Origin of the sequence: Streptomyces sp. A1277 (genome assembly GCF_004795015.1) — a bacterium.
GTDB lineage: Bacteria > Actinomycetota > Actinomycetes > Streptomycetales > Streptomycetaceae > Streptomyces.
Genome location: NZ_SSBI01000053.1, coordinates 1 through 18,831, shown reverse-complemented (window position 1 = coordinate 18,831; position 18,831 = coordinate 1). Strand labels below are relative to the sequence as shown.

Sequence of the window (18,831 nt, the reverse complement as noted above, 5' to 3'; positions counted from 1 at the left end):
TGCGAGGTGTGGCACGGGCACCGTCTGGAACTCTGCCCGCCCCTCCATGCGGGGCGGTAAGCTCGTTCTCGTTATGCGCCCGTACGCCAACTGGTGAGCGGCGATCTTTAGGTGGTCGTGTTTGTGTCGGTTCGAATCCGACCGGGCGCACACATCACACTGATGCCCGGCCCCTCCGGAGGGGCCGGGCATCAGTGTTACCCCACCAGTTCCCGCACCACCGGCACCAGCGCCCGGAACGCCTTGCCGCGGTGGCTGATCGCGTTCTTTTCGTCCGGGGTCAGTTCCGCGCAGGTGCGCGTCTCGCCGTCCGGCTGGAGGATCGGGTCGTAGCCGAAGCCGTAACCGCCGGCGGGGGTGTGGCGCAGGGTGCCGGTGAGGCGGCCCTCGACCACGCGTTCCGTGCCGTCCGGGAGGGCGAGCGCGGCCGCGCAGGCGAAGTGGGCGGCGCGGTGGGGGGCGTCGATGTCGGAGAGCTGGGCGAGGAGCAGGTCCAGGTTGGCGCGGTCGTTGCCGTGGGTGCCGGACCAGCGGGCCGAGAAGATGCCGGGGGCGCCGCCGAGCACGTCTACGCAGAGGCCGGAGTCGTCGGCGATGGCGGGGTGGCCGGTGGCCCGGGCGAGGGCGTGGGCCTTGAGGAGGGCGTTCTCGGCGAAGGTGACGCCGGTCTCCTTGACGTCGGGGACCTCCGGGTACGCGTCGGCGCCGACGAGTTCGTGGGTGAGGCCCGCGTCGGCGAGGATCGCGTGGAGTTCGGTGATCTTCCCGGCGTTGCGGGTGGCGAGGATGAGACGGGTCATGGGTCGATTATCGCCGCGCCCGCCCCGGTGGGTCACGGGGTGCAGACCTCGGCGATCTCCACGGCCAGTGCGGTGCGGTGGTGCCGGTGGCGCGCGGCCATGGTGTGGTCCCTCCCCGGGTGCGGATACGTGGACGGGCGCACGGTTGGACCCGTGCGCCCGTATGCGTATCGACGCCGTGGGAGAGGGAGTTGGTTGCTCTCGGGGTCTGCCCTACGCGCCGAGGGTGGCGGCCAGGGCTTCGGTCTGGAGCCGCGCGAGGTCTACGCAGCCGGCGGTGGCGAGGTCGAGGAGCGCGTTCAGTTCCGTGCGGTCGAAGGGCTCGGCCTCGGCGGTGCCCTGGACCTCCACGAAGCGGCCGTCGCCGGTGCAGACGACGTTCATGTCGGTCTCGGCGCGGACGTCCTCCTCGTAGCAGAGGTCGAGGAGCGGGGTGCCGTCGACGATGCCGACGCTGACGGCGGCGACGGTGCCGGTCAGCGGCTTGCGGCCGTGCTTGATGATCTTCTTTCCCTGGGCCCAGGCGATCGCGTCGGCCAGCGCGACGTAGGCGCCGGTGATGGCGGCGGTGCGGGTGCCGCCGTCGGCCTGGAGGACGTCGCAGTCGAGGACGATGGTGTTCTCGCCGAGGGCCTTGTAGTCGATGACGGCGCGCAGGGAGCGGCCGATGAGGCGGCTGATCTCGTGGGTGCGGCCGCCGATCTTGCCGCGTACGGATTCGCGGTCGCCGCGGGTGTTGGTGGAGCGGGGCAGCATGGAGTATTCGGCGGTGACCCAGCCTTCGCCGCTGCCCTTGCGCCAGCGGGGCACGCCTTCGGTGACGGAGGCGGTGCAGAAGACTTTGGTGTCGCCGAAGGAGATGAGTACGGAACCTTCGGCGTGCTTGCTCCATCCGCGTTCGATGGTGACGGGGCGGAGCTGGTCGGGGGTGCGGCCGTCGATACGAGACATGGCGTCGAGCCTATCGGGTGCGGGGCCGGGTGAATTCCGGCGAGGAGGCGGTGCCTGCCTGGGCGCGGGGCCGTGGGTGGCGGCGGGCGTGAGACCCGGGATTTCCGGCGCGGAGCCTGTATCGCCGGTGTGCGGGGTGCCCCACAGGAGCCCGTTCCCTCCGGTGTGCGGGGTTGCCCGACCGGAGCACCCCGGTGGGGCGGGCGCGCGGCAGGCCCCGCCCTGGTGGGCGGGGCCTGCGGGTGCCGGCCGAGGGGCCGGCGGGGTTCGGCGGGTGTCGGCCGAGGAGGCCCGACGGGTTCAGCGGTGGGTCACATCATGTCTTCGATGTCGGCGGCGATCGGGTCGGCGTCGGTGCCGATGACGACCTGGATCGCGGTGCCCATCTTGACGACGCCGTGGGCGCCGGCGGCCTTGAGCGCGGCCTCGTCGACCTTGCTCGCGTCGCGGACCTCGGTGCGCAGGCGGGTGATGCAGCCCTCGACCTCTTCGATGTTCTCGATTCCGCCGAGCCCGGCGACGATCTTCTCAGCCTTGCTGGCCATGGCCTTCTCCCTGGTTCCTCATGTGCATGCGACGGCCCACCATGGGTCCGTTTCGTCACGGTAACGCACGGTTGGCTCAACTTCGCTAGCGAGCGCTCCGGCTGTCGCCAATGATGACGATCACCGGTGCCCTGCCTTCCGGGCGGGCTCCGCACCGTACCGCAACTGGTCTACACCAGTCTGCAACACCCATCAAACGTGGCTTGTTCCGGGAGGACGCCGATGAGCTCCAGCAGCGAAGCCGCCATCCCACAGAAGCGGTGGTGGAACGGTCTTTTCCAGGGCCTCCAGAAGATGGGGCGCAGCCTTCAGCTCCCGATCGCCGTGCTGCCGGCCGCCGGTATCCTCAACCGGCTCGGGCAGCCGGACGTCTTCGGTGACGAGGGCCTGGGCTGGACGAATGTCGCCAAGGTCTTCGCGGCGGCCGGTGGTGCGCTGCTGGACTCGGGGCTCGGGCTTCCGCTGCTGTTCTGCGTCGGTGTGGCGATCGGGATGGCGCGGAAGGCGGACGGTTCGACGGCGCTGGCCGCCGTGACGGGTTTCCTCGTGTACTACGCGGTGCTGCACGCGTTCCCGGTGGACTGCGACAAGGGTTCGACGTTCGTCTCGGGCGGCACCTGGTTCGGTACGTGTGTCGCGGGCGACGCGACGGTGACGCCGGCGGCGTACCAGAACCCGGGGGTGTTCGGCGGGATCGTGATGGGCCTGATGGCGGCCTGGTTCTGGCGGCGGTTCCACCGGGTGAAGCTGGTGGACTGGCTGGGCTTCTTCAACGGCCGCCGGCTCGTCCCGATCATCATGGCGTTCGTCGGTCTACTCTTCGCGGCGCTGTGTGCGTGGCTGTGGCAGCCGATCGGTGACGGTCTGACCAGTTTCTCGAAGTGGCTGGTGGACCTGAACTGGCTGGGGTCGGGCATCTTCGGTGTGGCCAACCGCGCGTTGCTGGTCATCGGCATGCACCAGTTCCTGAACACGTTCGTCTGGTTCCAGTTCGGTGACTTCACGAAGCCGGACGGGACGGTCGTGCACGGTGACATCAACCGGTTCCTGGCGGGCGATCCGACGGCCGGGCAGTTCACGACGGGCTTCTTCCCGATCATGATGTTCGCGCTGCCGGCGGCGGCGCTGGCGATCTACCACTGCGCGAAGCCGCATCGGCGCAAGGCGGTGGCGGGCATGATGATCTCGGTCGGTCTGACGTCGTTCGTGACGGGAATCACGGAGCCGATCGAGTACTCGTTCCTGTTCGTCGCGCCCATCCTGTATGCGATCCACGCGGTGCTCACCGGTGTGTCGATGGCGGTGACGTGGGCGCTGGGTGTGAAGGACGGCTTCAGCTTCTCGGCGGGGTTGATCGACTACGTCATCAACTGGAGCCTGGCGACGAAACCCTGGCTCATCATCCCGATCGGGCTGGCTTTCGCCGTCGTGTATTACGTGATCTTCCGGTTCGCGATCACCAGGTTCAATCTCCAGACGCCGGGCCGGGAGCCCGAGGAGGTCGAGGAGGAGATCGAGCAGAATCTGACGAAGTAGCTGATCGGCGGGGTGGCGGACCCCGTCGGCACAGGCCCCCGGACCCTGCGGTCCTGGGGCCTTTCGCATGTCACGGTGCGTATGCGATGACTACTGCGAAGTAGTCGGAAATTGCAGGTTCCTTATCTAACCCTCACCGTGCTACAACTGGTCTACACCACTCAGTGGTCCAGACCATGTGACGTTCCCGCGTCACATTCCTCGAGTCGTCGCCCACCCGAAACCCCTGTCCCTGGCGGCGCCTTGCCTACTGGAGGAAGTTGATGAGTACGGCCACCGCCTCGGCGGCCCCCGCGAAGAAGCGGGGCTCCGGCCTGTTCCAGGGCCTGCAGAAGGTAGGACGCAGCCTCCAGCTGCCGATCGCCGTGCTGCCGGCCGCAGGCATTCTGCTCCGTCTCGGCCAGCCCGACGTCTTCGGTGACGACGGCCTCGGCTGGGACAAGGTCGCCTCCGTGTTCGCCACGGCAGGCGGCGCGGTCTTCGACAACCTTCCGCTGCTCTTCTGCATCGGTGTCGCCATCGGCTTCGCCAAGAAGTCGGACGGCTCGACCGCCCTGGCGGCCCTGGTCGGCTTCCTGGTGTACAGCAACGTGCTCAAGGCCTTCCCGGTCACCGAAGCGGTGATCCAGAAGGGCGAGGACACGGCCGCCACGTACAACAACCCGGGTGTCCTCGGCGGCATCCTGATGGGTCTCGTCGCCGCGATCCTGTGGCAGAAGTTCCACCGCACCAAGCTGGTGGACTGGCTCGGCTTCTTCAACGGCCGCCGGCTCGTCCCGATCATCATGGCCTTCGTCGGCGTGGTCTTCGGTGTCTTCTTCGGCCTGATCTGGGAGCCCATCGGCGACGGCATATCCAGCTTCGGCGAGTGGATGACCGGTCTCGGCTCCTTCGGTGCCGGCCTCTTCGGTCTGATCAACCGCGCGCTGATCCCCGTCGGCATGCACCAGTTCGTCAACACGGTCTCGTGGTTCCAGCTGGGTGACTTCACGGACGCCACCGGCGCGGTCGTGCACGGTGACCTCAACCGCTTCTTCGCCCACGACCCGACCGCCGGTCAGTTCATGTCGGGCTTCTTCCCGATCATGATGTTCGGTCTCCCGGCCGCCGCCATCGCCATCGCGCACTCCGCCCGCCCCGAGCGCCGCAAGGCCGTGATGGGCATGATGGTCTCCCTGGCGCTGACCTCGTTCGTCACCGGTGTGACCGAGCCGATCGAGTTCTCGTTCATGTTCATCGCGCCGCTCCTCTACGCGATCCACGCGGTCCTCACCGCGATCTCGATGGCCGTCACCTGGGCGCTGGGCGTGCACGCCGGGTTCACCTTCTCGGCCGGCTTCATCGACTACGCGCTGAACTGGAACCTCGCGACCAAGCCGTGGCTGATCATCCCGATCGGGCTCGTCTTCGCGGTGATCTACTACGTGGTGTTCCGCTTCGCGATCACCAAGTTCAACCTCACCACCCCGGGCCGCGAGCCCGAGGAGGAGATCGAGGACCTGACCAAGTAGGCCCCGGTCGGCGACCCGTACACGACGAAGCCCCTCACCTTCCCGGGCGGAAGGCGAGGGGCTTCGTCGTGCGCGTACGGGCCGGTCGCTCAGACCTCGTAGACCGCGCCGGGCACCGCCAGCTCCGTCGGCCCGGTGAACACCTCGCGGGCGTCGGCGAGGTTGCGCTCCGCGTCGGTCCACGGCGGGATGTGGGTGAGGACCAGGCGGCCCGCCTCCGCCCGCGCGGCCACCTCGCCGGCCTCCCGGCCGTTGAGGTGGAGGTCCGGGATGTCCTCCTTGCCGTCCACGAACGACGCCTCGCAGAGGAAGAGATCCGTGCCCTCGGCCAGCTCGTCCAGCCCCTCGCAGGTGCCGGTGTCCCCGGAGTACGTGAGCGAGCGGCCGCCGTGCTCGATGCGGATGCCGTACGTCTCCACGGGGTGGCGGAGCTTCTCCGTGCGCACCGAGAAGGGGCCGATCCCGAACCAGCCCGGCTTCAGCGTGTGGAAGTCGAAGACCTCGCTCATCGCGTGGTCGGACGGGGTGTCCGCGTGCGCGGTGGTGAGCCGCTGCTCCGTGCCGTCTGGGCCGTAGACCGGGATGCGGGCGGGGCGGTCGCCGCCGTGCGGGTAGTAGCGGACGACGAAGTACGCGCACATGTCGATGCAGTGGTCGGCGTGCAGGTGGCTGAGGAAGATGGCGTCGAGGTCGTACAGACCGACGTAACGCTGCAGCTCGCCGAGGGCGCCGTTGCCCATGTCGAGGAGCAGCCTGAAGCCGTCGGCCTCTACGAGGTAGCTCGAGCATGCCGATCCCGCGGAGGGGAACGAGCCGGAGCAGCCGACGACGGTGAGCTTCATGGAGCGTGAACCTCCGAGACGTGGGAACGGGGAGGGTTCGTGCGGTTCTCGCGGTGCGGTTTGTTGAGCGTAAGGCGCGAAAGTGCGGGTCGCTCCTTCGGGGCGTGTCGTTGTGGGGGAACTCACCTGTGCTGTCACCGGTTCGGGTGGCGGCGAGTGGCTCCTGCGACGGGCCTGTTCCCCATCCCGCCCCTTCCCGGGACCGGGGCCCTGCCCCGGGGCGGCGCTCCGGGAACGACGACGCCGGGGCCGGACCACGATGGTCCGGCCCCGGCGTCAGGGGTACGACGTGCGCAGCGCGACTACGCCCAGAGCTGCCCCTGCAACGTCTCGATCGCCGCTTCCGTCGTCGGCGCGGTGTACACGCCCGTCGACAGGTACTTCCAGCCCCCGTCGGCGACGACGAAGACGATGTCCGCGGTCTCGCCGGCCTTGACGGCCTTGTTGCCGACCCCGATCGCGGCGTGCAGCGCCGCCCCGGTGGAGACGCCCGCGAAGATGCCCTCCTGCTGGAGGAGTTCGCGGGTGCGGGTGACGGCGTCGGCGGAGCCGACCGAGTAGCGGGTGGTGAGGACGGAGGCGTCGTAGAGCTCGGGGACGAAGCCCTCGTCGAGGTTGCGCAGGCCGTAGACGAGGTCGTCGTAGCGCGGCTCGGCGGCGACGATCTTGATGCCTTCGACGTGTTCGCGCAGGTAGCGGCCGACGCCCATGAGGGTGCCGGTGGTGCCGAGGCCCGCGACGAAGTGGGTGACCGAGGGGAGGTCGGTGAGGATCTCCGGGCCGGTCGTGGCGTAGTGGGCGCCCGCGTTGTCCGGGTTGCCGTACTGGTAGAGCATGACCCAGTCCGGGTGTTCGGCCGAGAGCTCCTTGGCGACGCGGACGGCGGTGTTGGAGCCGCCTGCGGCCGGTGAGGAGATGATCTCGGCGCCCCACATGGCGAGCAGGTCGCGCCGTTCCTGGGAGGTGTTCTCCGGCATCACGCACACGATGCGGTAGCCCTTGAGCTTGGCCGCCATGGCGAGCGAGATGCCGGTGTTGCCGCTGGTGGGTTCGAGGATGGTGCAGCCGGGGGTGAGCCGGCCGTCCTTCTCCGCCTGTTCGACCATGTGGAGCGCGGGGCGGTCCTTGATCGAGCCGGTGGGGTTGCGGTCCTCCAGCTTGGCCCAGATGCGGACGTCGTCCGACGGTGACAGCCGCGGCAGGCGGACGAGCGGGGTGTTGCCCACCGCGGCGAGCGGGCTGTCGAAGCGCATCAGTTCATGCCGCCGGCGACGGCCGGGAGGATGGTGATGCTGTCGCCGTCGTTGAGCTTGGTGGAGATGCCGTCGAGGAAGCGGACGTCTTCGTCGTTGAGGTAGACGTTGACGAAGCGGCGCAGCTGTTCGCCGTCGACGATGCGCTCACGGATGCCGGTGTGGCGGCTCTCCAGGTCCGTGAAGAGGTCGGCGAGGGTGTCCCCGTTGCCCTCGACGGCCTTGGCGCCGTCGGTGTAGGTGCGGAGGATGGTCGGGATGCGGACCTCGATGGCCATGGCGTGGGCTCCTGTCGAAGCGGAGTGGTGGCGGTGGGCGTGGGGCGCGCGGCTCTGCCCCCGCGCGGGGGTCGGTGCGTGGTGTGTGGCGCCCGGGCGGGCGGCGCCGGTACGGGCGCGGGCTCAGCCCTCGCGGCCGGCTGACCGGTGGTTCGTACAGATCGCGCTGGAGAGGCGGCACAGGTCGACGTGCAGGCGCGCCACGAGCAGCGTGCCCGGCGTCTTGTCACTCACGTCATGGGGAACCATGCGGTCATCGTATCGATTCCCGGTCGGGGATTCGGAGTGTGATCTCACCTGGTGGATGTTTGGTGTTCGCCAGGCGGACAGGGCCGGGGCGCCCGGCCCTGTCCGGGGGCTGCGGAGGTGGTGCGGGCGAGGTCAGGCGGCCGGGTACGCCTCGACGACCTGGACCTCCTCCTCGGTGATCTCGCCGTCCACGATGCGGTACGAGCGGAACTGGAAGGGGCCCGCGTCGTCGGTGTCCGCGGTGGACACGAGGACGTAGTGGGCGCCGGGCTCGTTGGCGTAGGTGACGTCGGTGCGCGAGGGGTATGCCTCGGTCGCCGTGTGCGAGTGGTAGACGATCACGGGCTCCTCGTCGCGGTCGTCCATGTCGCGGTAGAGCTTGAGGAGGTCGGCCGAGTCGAACTCGTAGAACGTGGGCGAGCGGGCCGCGTTGAGCATCGGGATGAAGCGTTCGGGGCGGCCGGAGCCGGCGGGTCCGGCGACGACGCCGCACGCTTCGTCGGGGTGGTCGGCGCGGGCGTGGGCGACGATCTGGTCGTAGAGCGTCCGGGTGATGGTCAGCATGGCGCCCAGGATAGGACGGCGGGCCCCGGTGTACCGAGGAGTGGTACGCCGGGGCCCGCATCGTGGGACCGTCCTGGTGGGGGCCGGTGGCTCAGCGCTTGGCGAACGCCTTGCCCTGCGGGTTGCGGGACTTCAGGACCAGGTAGGAGACGCCGAGGATCAGCGCCCAGAGCGGGGCGCAGTACAGGGAGATCCTGGTGTCCTTGTCGATGCCCATCATGACGACGACCACGGCGATGAACGCGAGCGCGAAGGCGCTGGTGTGCGGGGCTCCGGGGGCCCGGAAGGTGGACTGCGGGAGGACTCCGCGGTCGGCCAGGCGGCGGTAGCGGAGCTGGCTGGTCAGGATCATGATCCAGGCCCACATGCCGGAGATCGTGGCGAAGGAGACGACGTAGGTGAAGGCTTCGCCGGGCCACTGGTAGTTGATCCAGACGCCGACGAGCATCAGGGCGGCGGAGAACGTGGTGCCGACCAGCGGGGTGCCGCTCCTGGTCAGCGTGGTGAAGAACTTCGGGCCCTGGCCGTTGAGCGCGAGGTCGCGGAGCATGCGGCCGGTGGAGTACATGCCGGAGTTGCAGGAGGAGAGCGCGGCGGTCAGGACGACGAAGTTGACGATGCCCGCGCCGAGGCCGAGGCCCATCTTCTCGAAGGCTTCGACGAATGGGGAGACCTTGGGCGAGAACTCGGTCCAGGGCACCACCGAGAGGATCATGATCAGGGCGCCGATGTAGAAGACGGCGATGCGCCAGGGCACGGTGTTGATGGCCTTGGGCAGGACGGTCTTGGGGTCCTTGGACTCACCGGCGGTGACGCCGACGAGCTCGACGGCGAGGAAGGCGAACATCACGATCTGCAGGGTCATCAGGGTGCCCTTGATGCCGTGCGGGAAGAAGCCGCCGTCGGACCACAGGTGGGTGACGCTCGCGGTGTCCCCGGCGTCGGAGAAGCCGAGGGTGAGGATTCCGGCGCAGATGAGGATCATGCCGACGATGGCGGTGACCTTGACCATCGAGAACCAGAACTCCAGCTCTCCGAAGAGTTTCACGGAGATGAGGTTCACGCCGTAGAGAATGATGGTGAAGACCAGGGCCGAGACCCATTGTGGAATGGTGAACCAGAAGGTCATGTACTGGGCTGCGGCGGTGACTTCGGTGATTCCGGTGACGACCCAGAAGAGCCAGTAGGTCCAGCCGGTGACGAATCCGGCGAAGGGGCCGATGAATTCGCGGGCGTACTCGGAGAAGGAGCCCGAGACCGGGCGGTACATGAGGAGTTCGCCCAGGGCCCGCATGATGAAGAAGATGACCAGGCCGGCTATGGCGTAGGCCAGGATGAGGCTGGGTCCGGCCTTGGCGATGGCCTTGCCGGCGCCGAGGAAGAGGCCGGTGCCGATGGCCCCGCCGATCGCGATCATCTGGATCTGGCGGGCGCCGAGAGCTCTCTGGTATCCCTCGGCGGAAGTGGTGGCATCCGCGGCTGCGGCGTGCGGGCCGTCCTGCCCTTTGTCGTCGATCTGCGCCGATGTCATGTGGTTGCGCCTTTCTCCACGCCGATCCGCGCCTGTCGGCCGCGGATCAGGTCCTGATCCCCCCGGATATGGATGGAGTGCCGCCGGTGGTCACCGGCTGATAGCGCCTGCCCGGGGACATGGGTGGCGTCCCCGAGTGGTCGTGAAGATTTATCACGGGCACAACGGTGATCCAGCGGACGTTTTGTGGCGCACACCACAAGTAAAAGCGGACAAGGCGGTCCGGGCGCTGCAAAAAAGGCCGTTCAGGTGACGTGATCGTTATGTGGATTTGAGTGTCCGTTGAGCGAACGCTCCCCGGCGCTCCCGGTCACGGCATCAGGGTCTCGACCAGGGTTTCCTGGAGGGCGCCGAGCCAGAGGTAGGCCATGACCATGGGCTTGCGCGGGTCGCTGTCGGGGAGCCGGTACAGCGAGCCCTCCTCGCCGTCGTCCTCGTCGGAGACCTCCAGGCGGGTGCCGATGGTGAGCCGGAGGTCGTTGAGGGAGCCGAGCCAGCTGCGGCACTCGTCGGCGGTGAGCGTGAGCACGGCGGCGCCATCGCCTGCGGGCGTGAGCGCGTCGAGGGTGCGTACGACGACGAGGGCGTCCTCGCGCTTGCGGGTGCGCAGGTCGTTTTCGGTGAACCGGCGGAACTCGGAGGAGGCGGCGCGCAGTTCGTCGTCCTCGTCGCCGTACGCCTCGGGGAAGAGGCGGGCCAGGGCCGGGTCGGCGGGCGGCTCGCTGGGGCCCTCGGCGAACAGGGCGGCGAGCGGATCGTCGCCTTCGGCGGGTTCGTCGCCGGGCCCGATGAGCTCCAGCAGCTGGACGGCGAGGGAGCGCAGGATCGCGATCTCCACCTCGTCGAGCGCGACGGCCGCGCCGCCGCCGGGGGTGGCCTCGAAGTGGCCGGCCATGGGTTGTCTCCGATGGTGGTCGGGCGGGACGGACGGGGGCGGTGCGGAGCGGGTCAGTTGCGGTCCTGGGTGAGGGTGGCCCACAGTCCGTAGCCGTGCATGGCCTGGACGTCGCGCTCCATCTCCTCGCGGCTGCCGCTGGAGACGACGGCGCGGCCCTTCTGGTGGACGTCGAGCATCAGCTTGTGCGCCTTGTCCTTGGAGTAGCCGAAGTACGCCTGGAAGACATAGGTCACATAGCTCATGAGGTTGACCGGGTCGTTGTGGACCAGCGTCACCCAGGGGACGTCGGGCTCTGGGACGACGAGGCTGTCCTCGGCCGATTCGGGACGTTCGATCTCTACGGGGGCGACGCTCACCTTCCCCATGCTGCCACTCGCGGTGGCCCCTCGCACAAACGGCCCCCGCGCCGCGCCGGGCCCCGGACCCCCATCTCGTCACTCTGACGAAATAGGGGTAGCATCCCCGGCATGAACTCTGCGGACCTTGGGCGACGGGTCGGCGTGCCGTCGACAGCGCTCTTCACCGACCAGTACGAGCTCACGATGGTGCAGGCCGCGCTGAAGGCCGGCACCGCCGACCGGCGCTCGGTCTTCGAGGCGTTCACCCGCCGGCTGCCCGAGGGGCGGCGCTACGGCGTCGTCGCGGGCATCGGGCGGGTCCTGGACGCGGTGGAGAACTTCCACTTCGACGACGAGATGCTCGCCTTCCTGCGCGACCAGGACGTCGTGGACGGGCCGACGCTGGACTACCTGGCCGACTACCGCTTCAGCGGCGATGTCTGGGGCTACCCGGAGGGCGAGGTGTACTTCCCGGGCTCGCCGATCCTGCGGGTCGAGGGCTCCTTCGCCGAGTGCGTGCTGCTGGAGACGGTGATCCTGTCGATCCTCAACCACGACTCGGCCATCGCCGCCGCGGCCTCCCGGATGTCGGCGGCGGCGGGCGGGCGCGGGCTGATCGAGATGGGCGCGCGCCGCACCCACGAGCTGTCGGCGGTGGCCTCGGCCCGGGCCGCGTACATCGGCGGCTTCGACACCACCTCCGACCTGGCCGCCGGCTTCCGCTACAACATCCCGACGGTCGGTACGAGCGCCCACGCCTTCACGCTGCTGCACGACTCCGAGCGCGACGCGTTCCGGGCCCAGGTGGACTCGCTGGGGCGCGGCACGACGCTGCTGGTGGACACGTACGACGTGACCGAGGCGGTCCGTACGGCGGTCGAGCTGGCCGGTCCCGAGCTGGGGGCGGTGCGGATCGACTCCGGCGACCTGCTGCTGGTGGCCCACCGGGTGCGCCAGCAGCTGGACGAGCTGGGCGCCACCGGGACGAAGATCGTGGTCACCTCGGACCTGGACGAGTACGCCATCGCCTCGCTGGCCGCCGCGCCGGTGGACGCGTACGGGGTGGGCACCCAGCTGGTGACCGGCAGCGGGCACCCCACGTGCTCGATGGTCTACAAGCTGGTCGCCCGCGCGGGGTCGGCCGATCCGGCGGACGAGCTGCGGCCGGTGGCGAAGAAGTCGATGGGCGCGAAGTCCTCGAAGGGCGGCCGCAAGTGGGCGGCGCGCCGGCTGGACGACGAGGGCGTGGCGGAGGCCGAGGTGATCGGCACCGGCTCGGTGCCGCAGGAGCTGGCCGGCCGGCAGCTGCTGGTGGAGCTGGTCCGGGGCGGCGAGGTCGTCGCCCGGGAGCCGCTGGACGCGGCGCGGGAGCGGCACATCGCCGCGCGGGCGGGGCTGCCGTTGTCGGCGATGCAGTTGTCGCGGGGCGAGGCGGTCATCCCCACGGAGTACGTGTGAGGGCGGGGCGGCGGTGCCGGGTGCGTCCGGGTGCCGCTTCGTCCTCAATCGCCGGGCGGGCTTGATTTGCCCGTGTGCGCCCGGCTTTGCCTGCGCGCGCCTGACTTTGTCCGGGCGGGCTTGATTTGACCGCGCGCGCTTGATTTCGCCCGGGCCCGTTTGATTTGCGGGGGCACCCCCTCCCTAACGCCGGCCCGAGTCTCTAGGCTCGGTGCCATCCCCGTAACCGTGTGATCACCGCTCACTCCCCCACCGAAGGACACCCAGCATGCACCGCGCCTTGATCGTCGTGGACGTTCAGAACGACTTCTGTGAGGGCGGGAGCCTCGCCGTCGCGGGGGGTGCCGACGTCGCCGCCGCCATCACGGACCTGATCGGCGAGAGCCGGCCCGGCTACCGGTACGTGGTGGCCACCCGGGACCACCACGTCGATCCCGGTGACCACTTCTCGTCGGCGCCGGACTTCGAGCACTCCTGGCCGCCGCACTGCGTCGCCGGTACGGAGGGGGTGGGCTTCCACCCCAACTTCGCCCCGGCGGTCGCCTCGGGGGCCGTCGACACGGTCTTCGACAAGGGCGCGCACGCGGCCGCGTACAGCGGTTTCGAAGGGCTGGACGAGAACGGCACCGGGCTCGCCGAGTGGCTGCGCGCGCACGAGGTCGCCGAGGTCGACGTGGTCGGCATCGCGACCGACCACTGCGTGCGGGCCACCGCACTGGACGCCGTCCGTGAGGGCTTCGCCACGCAGGTGCTGCTCGACCTGACCGCGGGCGTCGCCGAGGCGACGACGGACCGGGCGCTGGAGGAGATGCGCGGCGCGGGCGTGGCGCTGACGGGCAAGCCGGTGGTCTGAGCGGCCCCGGGGCCCCTCAGACCTGTCCGGCCGCCACGGCGGGCCTCAGCAGGGCGCGGATGGGGTGCCAGAGCTCCTGGGCCCGCTCCGGCCTCGCGCGCCACAGGAGGCCGTCCGGGTGGTGCAGGACGGCGGTGATCTCGTCCGGGGTGGGCGGCTCGGCGTTGCCGCGCAGGTAGACCGCGCGCAGGCCCAGGTTGCGCAGCCGGGTCAGGGCCCGGGCTCTGTTGCCCGCGTGCACCAGGACGCGGACCGGGGTGCCCGGTCCCGCGCTCTCCGCCGGGCTCGGCAGGGTGATCGCGACGACCACACTGCCGTTCGGCAACTTGCTGAATCCTCCGCCTGCCATGCTTCCGCGCTCCCCCGTGAGACATCGTGTCAATAAGAAAGTGAACAAGAGGCACCTAAACACGATCGGCCGCCGCCCGCTAGAGGGCGACGGCCGATCATGCTGTGACCTGCGGTGATGCTGGACTACTTGGTCGAGGTCCCCACCTGGACGGTCATCGTGGAGCCGTTGAGCGGCTCGCTGACGATCGTGATCTTGGTGTTGGTGTCAGGAACCTTGACGCTTCCGGTCGGGTTCTCCTTGTACCAGTAGGTCCCCTTGTGGTCGTCGAAGGCCGGCACGCCGAGCTGCGGCTTGATCTTCGTGGCCACGTCGGCGTTGTGCAGCGTGAAGCCGTCCGTCGGGTACCAGCTGAACGGGGCGTCGAAGGGCTGGATCTTGTTGCGGATGACCGTGCCGTTCGACCACGTCAGCGGCTTGGCGTGCGCGTCGACCGGCAGGATCAGGCCCTGGCCCGGGTGCTGCGAGACGTTGTTGTCCTTCTGGGAGGTGTCCCAGAGCCAGACGAGCAGGCCGTTCTGGTACGGGAAGTGCTCGACCCAGTCCGGACGGGTCGTGGAGAAGCCGAAGTTGTACGGGCCGACCTTGAGGGTCTCGTCGTAGCTGACGTACTGGCGGTTCTCCGCGAGGTAGTACTGCGGGTAGTCCTTGGCGAACGACTTGCCGACCCGCGAGAAGCCCTTGCTGGTCCAGCCGTTGTCGTCGCCCTCGGCGTTGTCCGTGAACAGCGCGGTGCCGTCGGCGGTGACCGAGATGGTGTCGGCCGCGAAGCCCACGCCGCCCGCGCCGCCGTCGGTGGCGTAGCGGAAGCGGATGTCGATCTTCTTGCCCGCGTAGGCGTCCAGCGAGTACGAGAGCTTCTGGTACTTGCCGGAGACGTCGGTCAGGGCCGGCTTGTCACTGGCGTCGCGCGGGATGGCCTTGCCGTCGGCGGTGCCGTCGATCGCGGTCCAGCTGGTGCCGCCGTTCGTGGACACCTCGGTGTAGAGGTAGTCGTAGTCGGCCTCGATGTCCCACCAGCCCTGGAGGTCCAGGGACGCCTTGGTCTTGCCGGTCAGGTCGACCGGACGGGACAGCGTGTTGCTGAGGTTGTCGCCCATGTCGCTCCACCACTGCTTGGCGCCCTCGGCGGGCGTCGTGACGGGGGTGGTGACGGGCTTGGCGGGCAGCGTGACGAGGAGCGCCTGCTTGTCCTTGGTGTTGTACTCGGAGACGCCCAGCTTGTGGGTGGACTTCGTCGCGGCCTTGGCCTCGGCGTAGTTGAGCCAGCCCAGCTGGAGCTTGTCCCAGGCGGTCATGTCACCGGGCATGTCGCCGATGCTGTCCTTGCCGGTGCCGAGCCAGGAGCCCGCCGACATCAGCGACCAGAAGCCGACCGAGTTCTCGGCGGTGTTGGTGGTGTCGTAGAGGTCCGGGAGACCGAGGTCGTGGCCGTACTCGTGGGCGAAGACGCCCAGGCCGCCGTTCTCGGGCTGCGCGGTGTAGTCGCCGACCCAGATGCCGGTGTCGCCGATCTGGGTGCCGCCGGCCTTGTTCTCGTCCGGGCCCGTGGCACCGACGTTGGTGCCGTACGCGTACCAGCGGTGCGCCCAGATGGCGTTGGTGCCCTCGACGCCGCCGCCGGCGGACTCGTCCTCACCCGCGTGCACGATCTGGAAGTGATCGATGTAGCCGTCGGGCTCGTCGAAGATGCCGTCGTTGTCGTAGTCGTAGCGGTCCCACTTGTCGTACTGGGCGAGGTCCGCCTTGATCTGCTCGGCGGTACGGCCCTTGGCCTTCTGGTCGGCGGCCCAGGCGTTCACGCCGTCCTTGATCATGTCCCAGGCGTTGGAGCAGTTGGTCGAACCGCAGAAGTTCGAGCCGTAACGCGCCTCGTTGTACGGGACCTTGACCCAGTCGGAGACCTCGCCGTCGACCGAGTAGCGGCCGGAGGAGGTCTTCTCGTAGTACGTCTTGAGGGAGTTCTTGCCCGCGCCCTCGCCGAAGTACAGGTCCTGGAAGTGGGCCTGGTTGTAGTCGGCCTGCCAGGCGGTGCTGTTGTCCTTCTTCGGGTCCGGCTTGGCTATCTTGTTGTGCGCCGGTCCCGGCGTGCCGCCGTACTTCTTGACGGGGGGCTTGGGGCCCGCGCCGTCCGGGTCGTACATGGTCGTGTTGTCGACCTGGTCGCCGAACTCCACCAGGATGGTGAAGATCTTGTCGGTCTTCTCGCGGCCGAGCTCGACGTACTTGTTGTCGTCGAGCTTGACGACGTTGGAGCCGCCGCGCGACGACACCTTCTTGTCGCCGGATATGACCTGTTCCAGAGCGGCCTGACGCTGGGCGTCCTGCTGCTTGCTGAACGGGCCCTCCAGATTATGCGCGTTGCCCTCGGCCGACCCCGGGTCCCGGCGGTCGATGGAGGCAGGAGCGCTTGACGCCTGGTCATCTGCCTGAGCGGTGGCGAAGGCGGATGCGGTGGCGGCCGTCGCGGCCATGGCCACGACAACCGCTCCGGTGCGAAGCGCCCGTCTCTTAATGATCACGTGATGCAGTCCTCCCCGGCGCCCGCGGCGACGGCCCGGGAGTGTGGAGAGGCCGCGCGCGGAAACGCGTCACAAGTGACGACATTCGACCGGAGTTAAGGAAGAAAAGACAGACCTTGACTTGAGCACAGCAAGTGCACTATGCAGGAGCGCCATTCCGGAATCCGGACGAGGCGTCCGCGATCCACCGGCGCGTCAGACCTCCACGAGGGCGCGCGAGATGACTCCGTGCGCCCCCCATGCACCGGCACTGTGGGTTAGGTTACGCTTACTACCCGTTCCTCGCGGGCATCCCCCGTCATAGAGTCGCTCGACAGTACGACCGTGTTGAGAGATCGCCCATCCGACGTCCCGAGGACTGGAAAACGCCATGCCGCGTCCCACTGCCGCACAGCTCTCCTACGGTTCGGTCACCGTCGTCTTCTCGACCCTGGCCATGTTGCTGCTGTTCCGGACCGGTTCGGGCATCGGAATCGCCGCCGTCTGCACGGCCGCGCTCGTTCTCGGGCTGCTGGTGTCCGTCACCGTTCCCGCCCCCGCCCGCCGCCACACGGCGAAAGCGGCGAGGCCGGGCGCCCCGGTGTCCGCGCACCGTGGCACCGCCCCCGCCGCCGGGGACGAGGGCCGCGCCCCCGTCTCCGTACAGAGCAGGATTCCCGCCGCCCGCACCGCCGCGCAGCGGGTGGGCGAGCACTCGCTGAGGCGCTGAGGCACGTCAGTTGACGGTCACCACCACCGTCTTGGCCGCCTTGTCCTGGAGGCCCTGGCGGTAGGGCTTGTCGGTGAACATCAGCACGATGTTGATCAGCCACCACAGGCACGGGCAGCACAGCAGCGCCGGCAGCCACAGCACCACGGCCCGCAGGAACGCGGCCCCGGTGTCCGGCACCCGGCCGTCGTTGAGCATCGCGACCCGCATCTTCAGCAGCCGCTTGCCGAAGGTGCGGCCGTCCTTGTGCGTGAAGTACGTGTCGTAGCCGACGTAGACCACCAGGCCGATCAGCGACCAGAGCAGCTGATGCCCGCTGTAGGTCTGGGCGAAGATGTCGCCGACGTTGTCGTCGTTGCCGTTGCCGTCCGATCCCCCGACCGCCCCGCCCCAGGGCAGCGAGATCAGATACAGCGGGATCGAGATGATCAGGAAGTCGATCAGCCGGGCCAGGATGCGCTTGCCCGGCTCCGCGAGCGGCGGCATCCCCGCCAGCGGGTCCGCCCCGCCGTAGGGCCCGCCGCCCCCGTAGGGCCCCGGACCGTACGGCGGCGGAGGCGGCACGCTGTCGTAGGGCGAGCCCGACGGCGGCGGCTGGTCACCGGGCGGCCTCTCGCGGAACGGGTCGTCACCGGGCGGCCTCTTGCGGAACGGGTCGTCACCGGGCGGCCTCTTGCGGAACGGGTCGTCACCGGGCGGCCTCTTGCGGAACGGGTCGTCACCGGGCGGCCTCTTGCGGAACGGGTCGTCATCGGGCGGCGGACCGGACGGCGGCTGATCGTTGCTCATGGAGGCCAGTGCATCCCGGTGTCCGGGCCCCCGCAACGGCTCAGGTGCGTTCGGGGGACGGCCCTCAGCCCGCTACGAAGGTGCGCGCCGCCTTGTCGTGCCAGCACTGGCGCCACGGCCGGTCGACCAGGCACCACAGCACATCGATCACGCCGACCACCAGGATGCCCAGCACCCCGTACACCAGCCACCGGCGCAGCGCGGCGCCGAAGCCGGGCGCCTCGTGGGACTCGATGTCCCGTACGTCGAGCCCGCACAGCTTCTTGCCGAGCGTACGGCCCCACTTCGCGGTGGGCAGCGCCTCCAGCAGGACGCCCAGCACCAGGAAGACACCCAGCACCGCGCCCGCCAGTGCGCCCGTGGTGGAGTCCAGCAGCCACACGGTGACGGTCTCGCCGGACAGCTTGGCCGCGTCGATCTTGTCGTTGACGTGGTCCGCGGCCCGGCCCGCGAGCGGCACGGCGGCGGCGCCGGTGAGCGCGCCGAGGACGACGGTGTCGATGAGCCGGGCGGCGAGCCGCTTGCCGAGCGGGGCCGGGCGGCCGGAGGACCGGGCCGCCGCGAGCTGCTGGAAGTGGTCGTCGACCGGCGGCTTCCACGGCACGACCGGCTCGTCGGTCCGGCCCTGCTGCGGGAAGCCGGGCTGCGCGGGCGCCTGCCCCTGCGGCGGACCCGCCGCCTGCCCGGGGCCCGGTTGCGGCTGATGGCCCAGGACGCGCGGGTCCGCTTCGTCGCCACGGCCGCCGGGCACGCGCAGGCGGTGGCGTCGGCCGGGAATCCGCCGGTGTTCCTGGTGGACGCGCCCGCTCCGGAGGCCGGGGCGGCGGAGCACGAGGACGTGGCGGTCGGCGGGGA

Annotated in this window: 19 protein-coding genes, 1 tRNA gene and 1 pseudogene; 6 read left to right on the top strand and 15 right to left on the bottom strand. The window is 69.5% G+C overall.

The window, feature by feature from the left end; genetic code table 11:
* Positions 1-75: 75 nt before the first annotated feature.
* A tRNA-Leu gene (locus tag E6R18_RS28625) sits at positions 76-150 on the top strand.
* Between the two features lie 47 nt (positions 151-197).
* On the opposite strand, the gene rdgB is transcribed toward E6R18_RS28625, so the two are convergent.
* The 3 genes from rdgB to E6R18_RS28610 form a co-directional block, all read right to left on the bottom strand.
* The gene (gene rdgB / locus E6R18_RS28620) at positions 198-800 is read right to left on the bottom strand and encodes an RdgB/HAM1 family non-canonical purine NTP pyrophosphatase (protein WP_136319781.1); all 603 of its coding nucleotides are present in this window, start codon (positions 798-800) and stop codon (positions 198-200) included.
* Between the two features lie 213 nt (positions 801-1,013).
* Entirely contained in the window at positions 1,014-1,751 is a 738-nt protein-coding gene (gene rph, locus E6R18_RS28615) for a ribonuclease PH (RefSeq protein WP_136319780.1), read from the bottom strand.
* 311 nt (positions 1,752-2,062) lie between these two features.
* A complete protein-coding gene (locus tag E6R18_RS28610) occupies positions 2,063-2,296 on the bottom strand; it encodes a PTS glucose/sucrose transporter subunit IIB (protein ID WP_136319779.1) in 234 nt (77 codons plus the stop codon).
* A gap of 222 nt (positions 2,297-2,518) precedes the next feature.
* Between E6R18_RS28610 and E6R18_RS28605 the strand changes: the two genes are divergently transcribed.
* Together E6R18_RS28605 and E6R18_RS28600 are read left to right on the top strand one after the other, a co-directional pair.
* Complete coding sequence (locus E6R18_RS28605; RefSeq protein WP_136319778.1) at positions 2,519-3,832, top strand: PTS transporter subunit EIIC; 1,314 nt, start codon at positions 2,519-2,521, stop codon at positions 3,830-3,832.
* Positions 3,833-4,095: 263 nt separating this feature from the next.
* Positions 4,096-5,343, top strand: a complete 1,248-nt coding sequence (locus E6R18_RS28600; RefSeq protein WP_136319777.1) for a PTS transporter subunit EIIC — start codon at positions 4,096-4,098, stop codon at positions 5,341-5,343.
* A gap of 89 nt (positions 5,344-5,432) precedes the next feature.
* Here E6R18_RS28600 and E6R18_RS28595 read toward each other — a convergent pair whose 3' ends face one another.
* From E6R18_RS28595 to clpS, 8 genes are all read right to left on the bottom strand, one after another.
* On the bottom strand, positions 5,433-6,185 hold the full coding sequence (locus E6R18_RS28595) for an MBL fold metallo-hydrolase (RefSeq protein WP_136319776.1): 753 nt from the start codon (positions 6,183-6,185) through the stop codon (positions 5,433-5,435).
* Positions 6,186-6,487: 302 nt separating this feature from the next.
* Positions 6,488-7,438: a cysteine synthase gene (locus E6R18_RS28585; RefSeq protein WP_136319775.1), complete on the bottom strand. Its 951-nt coding sequence runs from the start codon at positions 7,436-7,438 to the stop codon at positions 6,488-6,490.
* Positions 7,438-7,716: a MoaD/ThiS family protein gene (locus E6R18_RS28580; protein WP_018555889.1), complete on the bottom strand. Its 279-nt coding sequence runs from the start codon at positions 7,714-7,716 to the stop codon at positions 7,438-7,440. The genes E6R18_RS28585 and E6R18_RS28580 overlap by 1 nt, the downstream gene beginning before the upstream one ends.
* A 123-nt stretch (positions 7,717-7,839) precedes the next feature.
* A complete protein-coding gene (locus tag E6R18_RS35300) occupies positions 7,840-7,965 on the bottom strand; it encodes a putative leader peptide (RefSeq protein ID WP_276607272.1) in 126 nt (41 codons plus the stop codon).
* A 132-nt stretch (positions 7,966-8,097) separates the two neighbouring features.
* Positions 8,098-8,529 carry a M67 family metallopeptidase gene (locus tag E6R18_RS28570; protein WP_136319773.1) on the bottom strand — a complete coding sequence of 144 codons (432 nt, stop codon included), beginning with the start codon at positions 8,527-8,529 and terminating at the stop codon, positions 8,098-8,100.
* Between the two features lie 91 nt (positions 8,530-8,620).
* Entirely contained in the window at positions 8,621-10,060 is a 1,440-nt protein-coding gene (locus E6R18_RS28565; protein WP_136319772.1) for an amino acid permease, read from the bottom strand.
* 310 nt (positions 10,061-10,370) lie between these two features.
* On the bottom strand, positions 10,371-10,955 hold the full coding sequence (locus tag E6R18_RS28560; protein ID WP_136319771.1) for a DUF2017 domain-containing protein: 585 nt from the start codon (positions 10,953-10,955) through the stop codon (positions 10,371-10,373).
* A gap of 53 nt (positions 10,956-11,008) precedes the next feature.
* Positions 11,009-11,323: an ATP-dependent Clp protease adapter ClpS gene (gene clpS, locus E6R18_RS28555; RefSeq protein WP_136319770.1), complete on the bottom strand. Its 315-nt coding sequence runs from the start codon at positions 11,321-11,323 to the stop codon at positions 11,009-11,011.
* 102 nt (positions 11,324-11,425) lie between these two features.
* Between clpS and E6R18_RS28550 the strand changes: the two genes are divergently transcribed.
* On the top strand, positions 11,426-12,754 hold the full coding sequence (locus E6R18_RS28550; protein ID WP_136319769.1) for a nicotinate phosphoribosyltransferase: 1,329 nt from the start codon (positions 11,426-11,428) through the stop codon (positions 12,752-12,754).
* A gap of 268 nt (positions 12,755-13,022) precedes the next feature.
* Complete coding sequence (locus E6R18_RS28545) at positions 13,023-13,607, top strand: isochorismatase family protein (RefSeq protein WP_136319768.1); 585 nt, start codon at positions 13,023-13,025, stop codon at positions 13,605-13,607.
* A gap of 16 nt (positions 13,608-13,623) precedes the next feature.
* On the opposite strand, the gene E6R18_RS28540 is transcribed toward E6R18_RS28545, so the two are convergent.
* Both E6R18_RS28540 and E6R18_RS28535 read right to left on the bottom strand, forming a co-directional pair.
* On the bottom strand, positions 13,624-13,956 hold the full coding sequence (locus tag E6R18_RS28540) for a hypothetical protein (RefSeq protein WP_206308454.1): 333 nt from the start codon (positions 13,954-13,956) through the stop codon (positions 13,624-13,626).
* A 125-nt stretch (positions 13,957-14,081) separates the two neighbouring features.
* Positions 14,082-16,478, bottom strand: coding sequence for an immune inhibitor A domain-containing protein (locus tag E6R18_RS28535; RefSeq protein WP_206308453.1), 2,397 nt, complete (start codon positions 16,476-16,478; stop codon positions 14,082-14,084).
* A 370-nt stretch (positions 16,479-16,848) separates the two neighbouring features.
* Between E6R18_RS28535 and E6R18_RS28530 the strand changes: the two genes are divergently transcribed.
* Positions 16,849-17,187, top strand: a complete 339-nt coding sequence (locus E6R18_RS28530; RefSeq protein WP_136319767.1) for a hypothetical protein — start codon at positions 16,849-16,851, stop codon at positions 17,185-17,187.
* 6 nt (positions 17,188-17,193) lie between these two features.
* Here E6R18_RS28530 and E6R18_RS28525 read toward each other — a convergent pair whose 3' ends face one another.
* The gene (locus tag E6R18_RS28525) at positions 17,194-17,976 is read right to left on the bottom strand and encodes an RDD family protein (protein ID WP_136319766.1); all 783 of its coding nucleotides are present in this window, start codon (positions 17,974-17,976) and stop codon (positions 17,194-17,196) included.
* A gap of 64 nt (positions 17,977-18,040) precedes the next feature.
* A pseudogene (locus E6R18_RS28520) lies at positions 18,041-18,831 on the bottom strand (RDD family protein); the annotation flags it as partial.

What these genes read in the sequence shown, in the direction of transcription:
- rdgB (WP_136319781.1), bottom strand. Translation starts at nt 800, where the DNA reads ATGACCCGTCTCATCCTCGCCACCCGCAACGCCGGGAAGATCACCGAA.
- rph (WP_136319780.1), bottom strand. Translation starts at nt 1,751, where the DNA reads ATGTCTCGTATCGACGGCCGCACCCCCGACCAGCTCCGCCCCGTCACC.
- E6R18_RS28610 (WP_136319779.1), bottom strand. Translation starts at nt 2,296, where the DNA reads ATGGCCAGCAAGGCTGAGAAGATCGTCGCCGGGCTCGGCGGAATCGAG.
- E6R18_RS28605 (WP_136319778.1), top strand. Translation starts at nt 2,519, where the DNA reads ATGAGCTCCAGCAGCGAAGCCGCCATCCCACAGAAGCGGTGGTGGAAC.
- E6R18_RS28600 (WP_136319777.1), top strand. Translation starts at nt 4,096, where the DNA reads ATGAGTACGGCCACCGCCTCGGCGGCCCCCGCGAAGAAGCGGGGCTCC.
- E6R18_RS28595 (WP_136319776.1), bottom strand. Translation starts at nt 6,185, where the DNA reads ATGAAGCTCACCGTCGTCGGCTGCTCCGGCTCGTTCCCCTCCGCGGGA.
- E6R18_RS28585 (WP_136319775.1), bottom strand. Translation starts at nt 7,438, where the DNA reads ATGCGCTTCGACAGCCCGCTCGCCGCGGTGGGCAACACCCCGCTCGTC.
- E6R18_RS28580 (WP_018555889.1), bottom strand. Translation starts at nt 7,716, where the DNA reads ATGGCCATCGAGGTCCGCATCCCGACCATCCTCCGCACCTACACCGAC.
- E6R18_RS35300 (WP_276607272.1), bottom strand. Translation starts at nt 7,965, where the DNA reads ATGGTTCCCCATGACGTGAGTGACAAGACGCCGGGCACGCTGCTCGTG.
- E6R18_RS28570 (WP_136319773.1), bottom strand. Translation starts at nt 8,529, where the DNA reads ATGCTGACCATCACCCGGACGCTCTACGACCAGATCGTCGCCCACGCC.
- E6R18_RS28565 (WP_136319772.1), bottom strand. Translation starts at nt 10,060, where the DNA reads ATGACATCGGCGCAGATCGACGACAAAGGGCAGGACGGCCCGCACGCC.
- E6R18_RS28560 (WP_136319771.1), bottom strand. Translation starts at nt 10,955, where the DNA reads ATGGCCGGCCACTTCGAGGCCACCCCCGGCGGCGGCGCGGCCGTCGCG.
- clpS (WP_136319770.1), bottom strand. Translation starts at nt 11,323, where the DNA reads ATGGGGAAGGTGAGCGTCGCCCCCGTAGAGATCGAACGTCCCGAATCG.
- E6R18_RS28550 (WP_136319769.1), top strand. Translation starts at nt 11,426, where the DNA reads ATGAACTCTGCGGACCTTGGGCGACGGGTCGGCGTGCCGTCGACAGCG.
- E6R18_RS28545 (WP_136319768.1), top strand. Translation starts at nt 13,023, where the DNA reads ATGCACCGCGCCTTGATCGTCGTGGACGTTCAGAACGACTTCTGTGAG.
- E6R18_RS28540 (WP_206308454.1), bottom strand. Translation starts at nt 13,956, where the DNA reads ATGGCAGGCGGAGGATTCAGCAAGTTGCCGAACGGCAGTGTGGTCGTC.
- E6R18_RS28530 (WP_136319767.1), top strand. Translation starts at nt 16,849, where the DNA reads ATGCCGCGTCCCACTGCCGCACAGCTCTCCTACGGTTCGGTCACCGTC.
- E6R18_RS28525 (WP_136319766.1), bottom strand. Translation starts at nt 17,976, where the DNA reads ATGAGCAACGATCAGCCGCCGTCCGGTCCGCCGCCCGATGACGACCCG.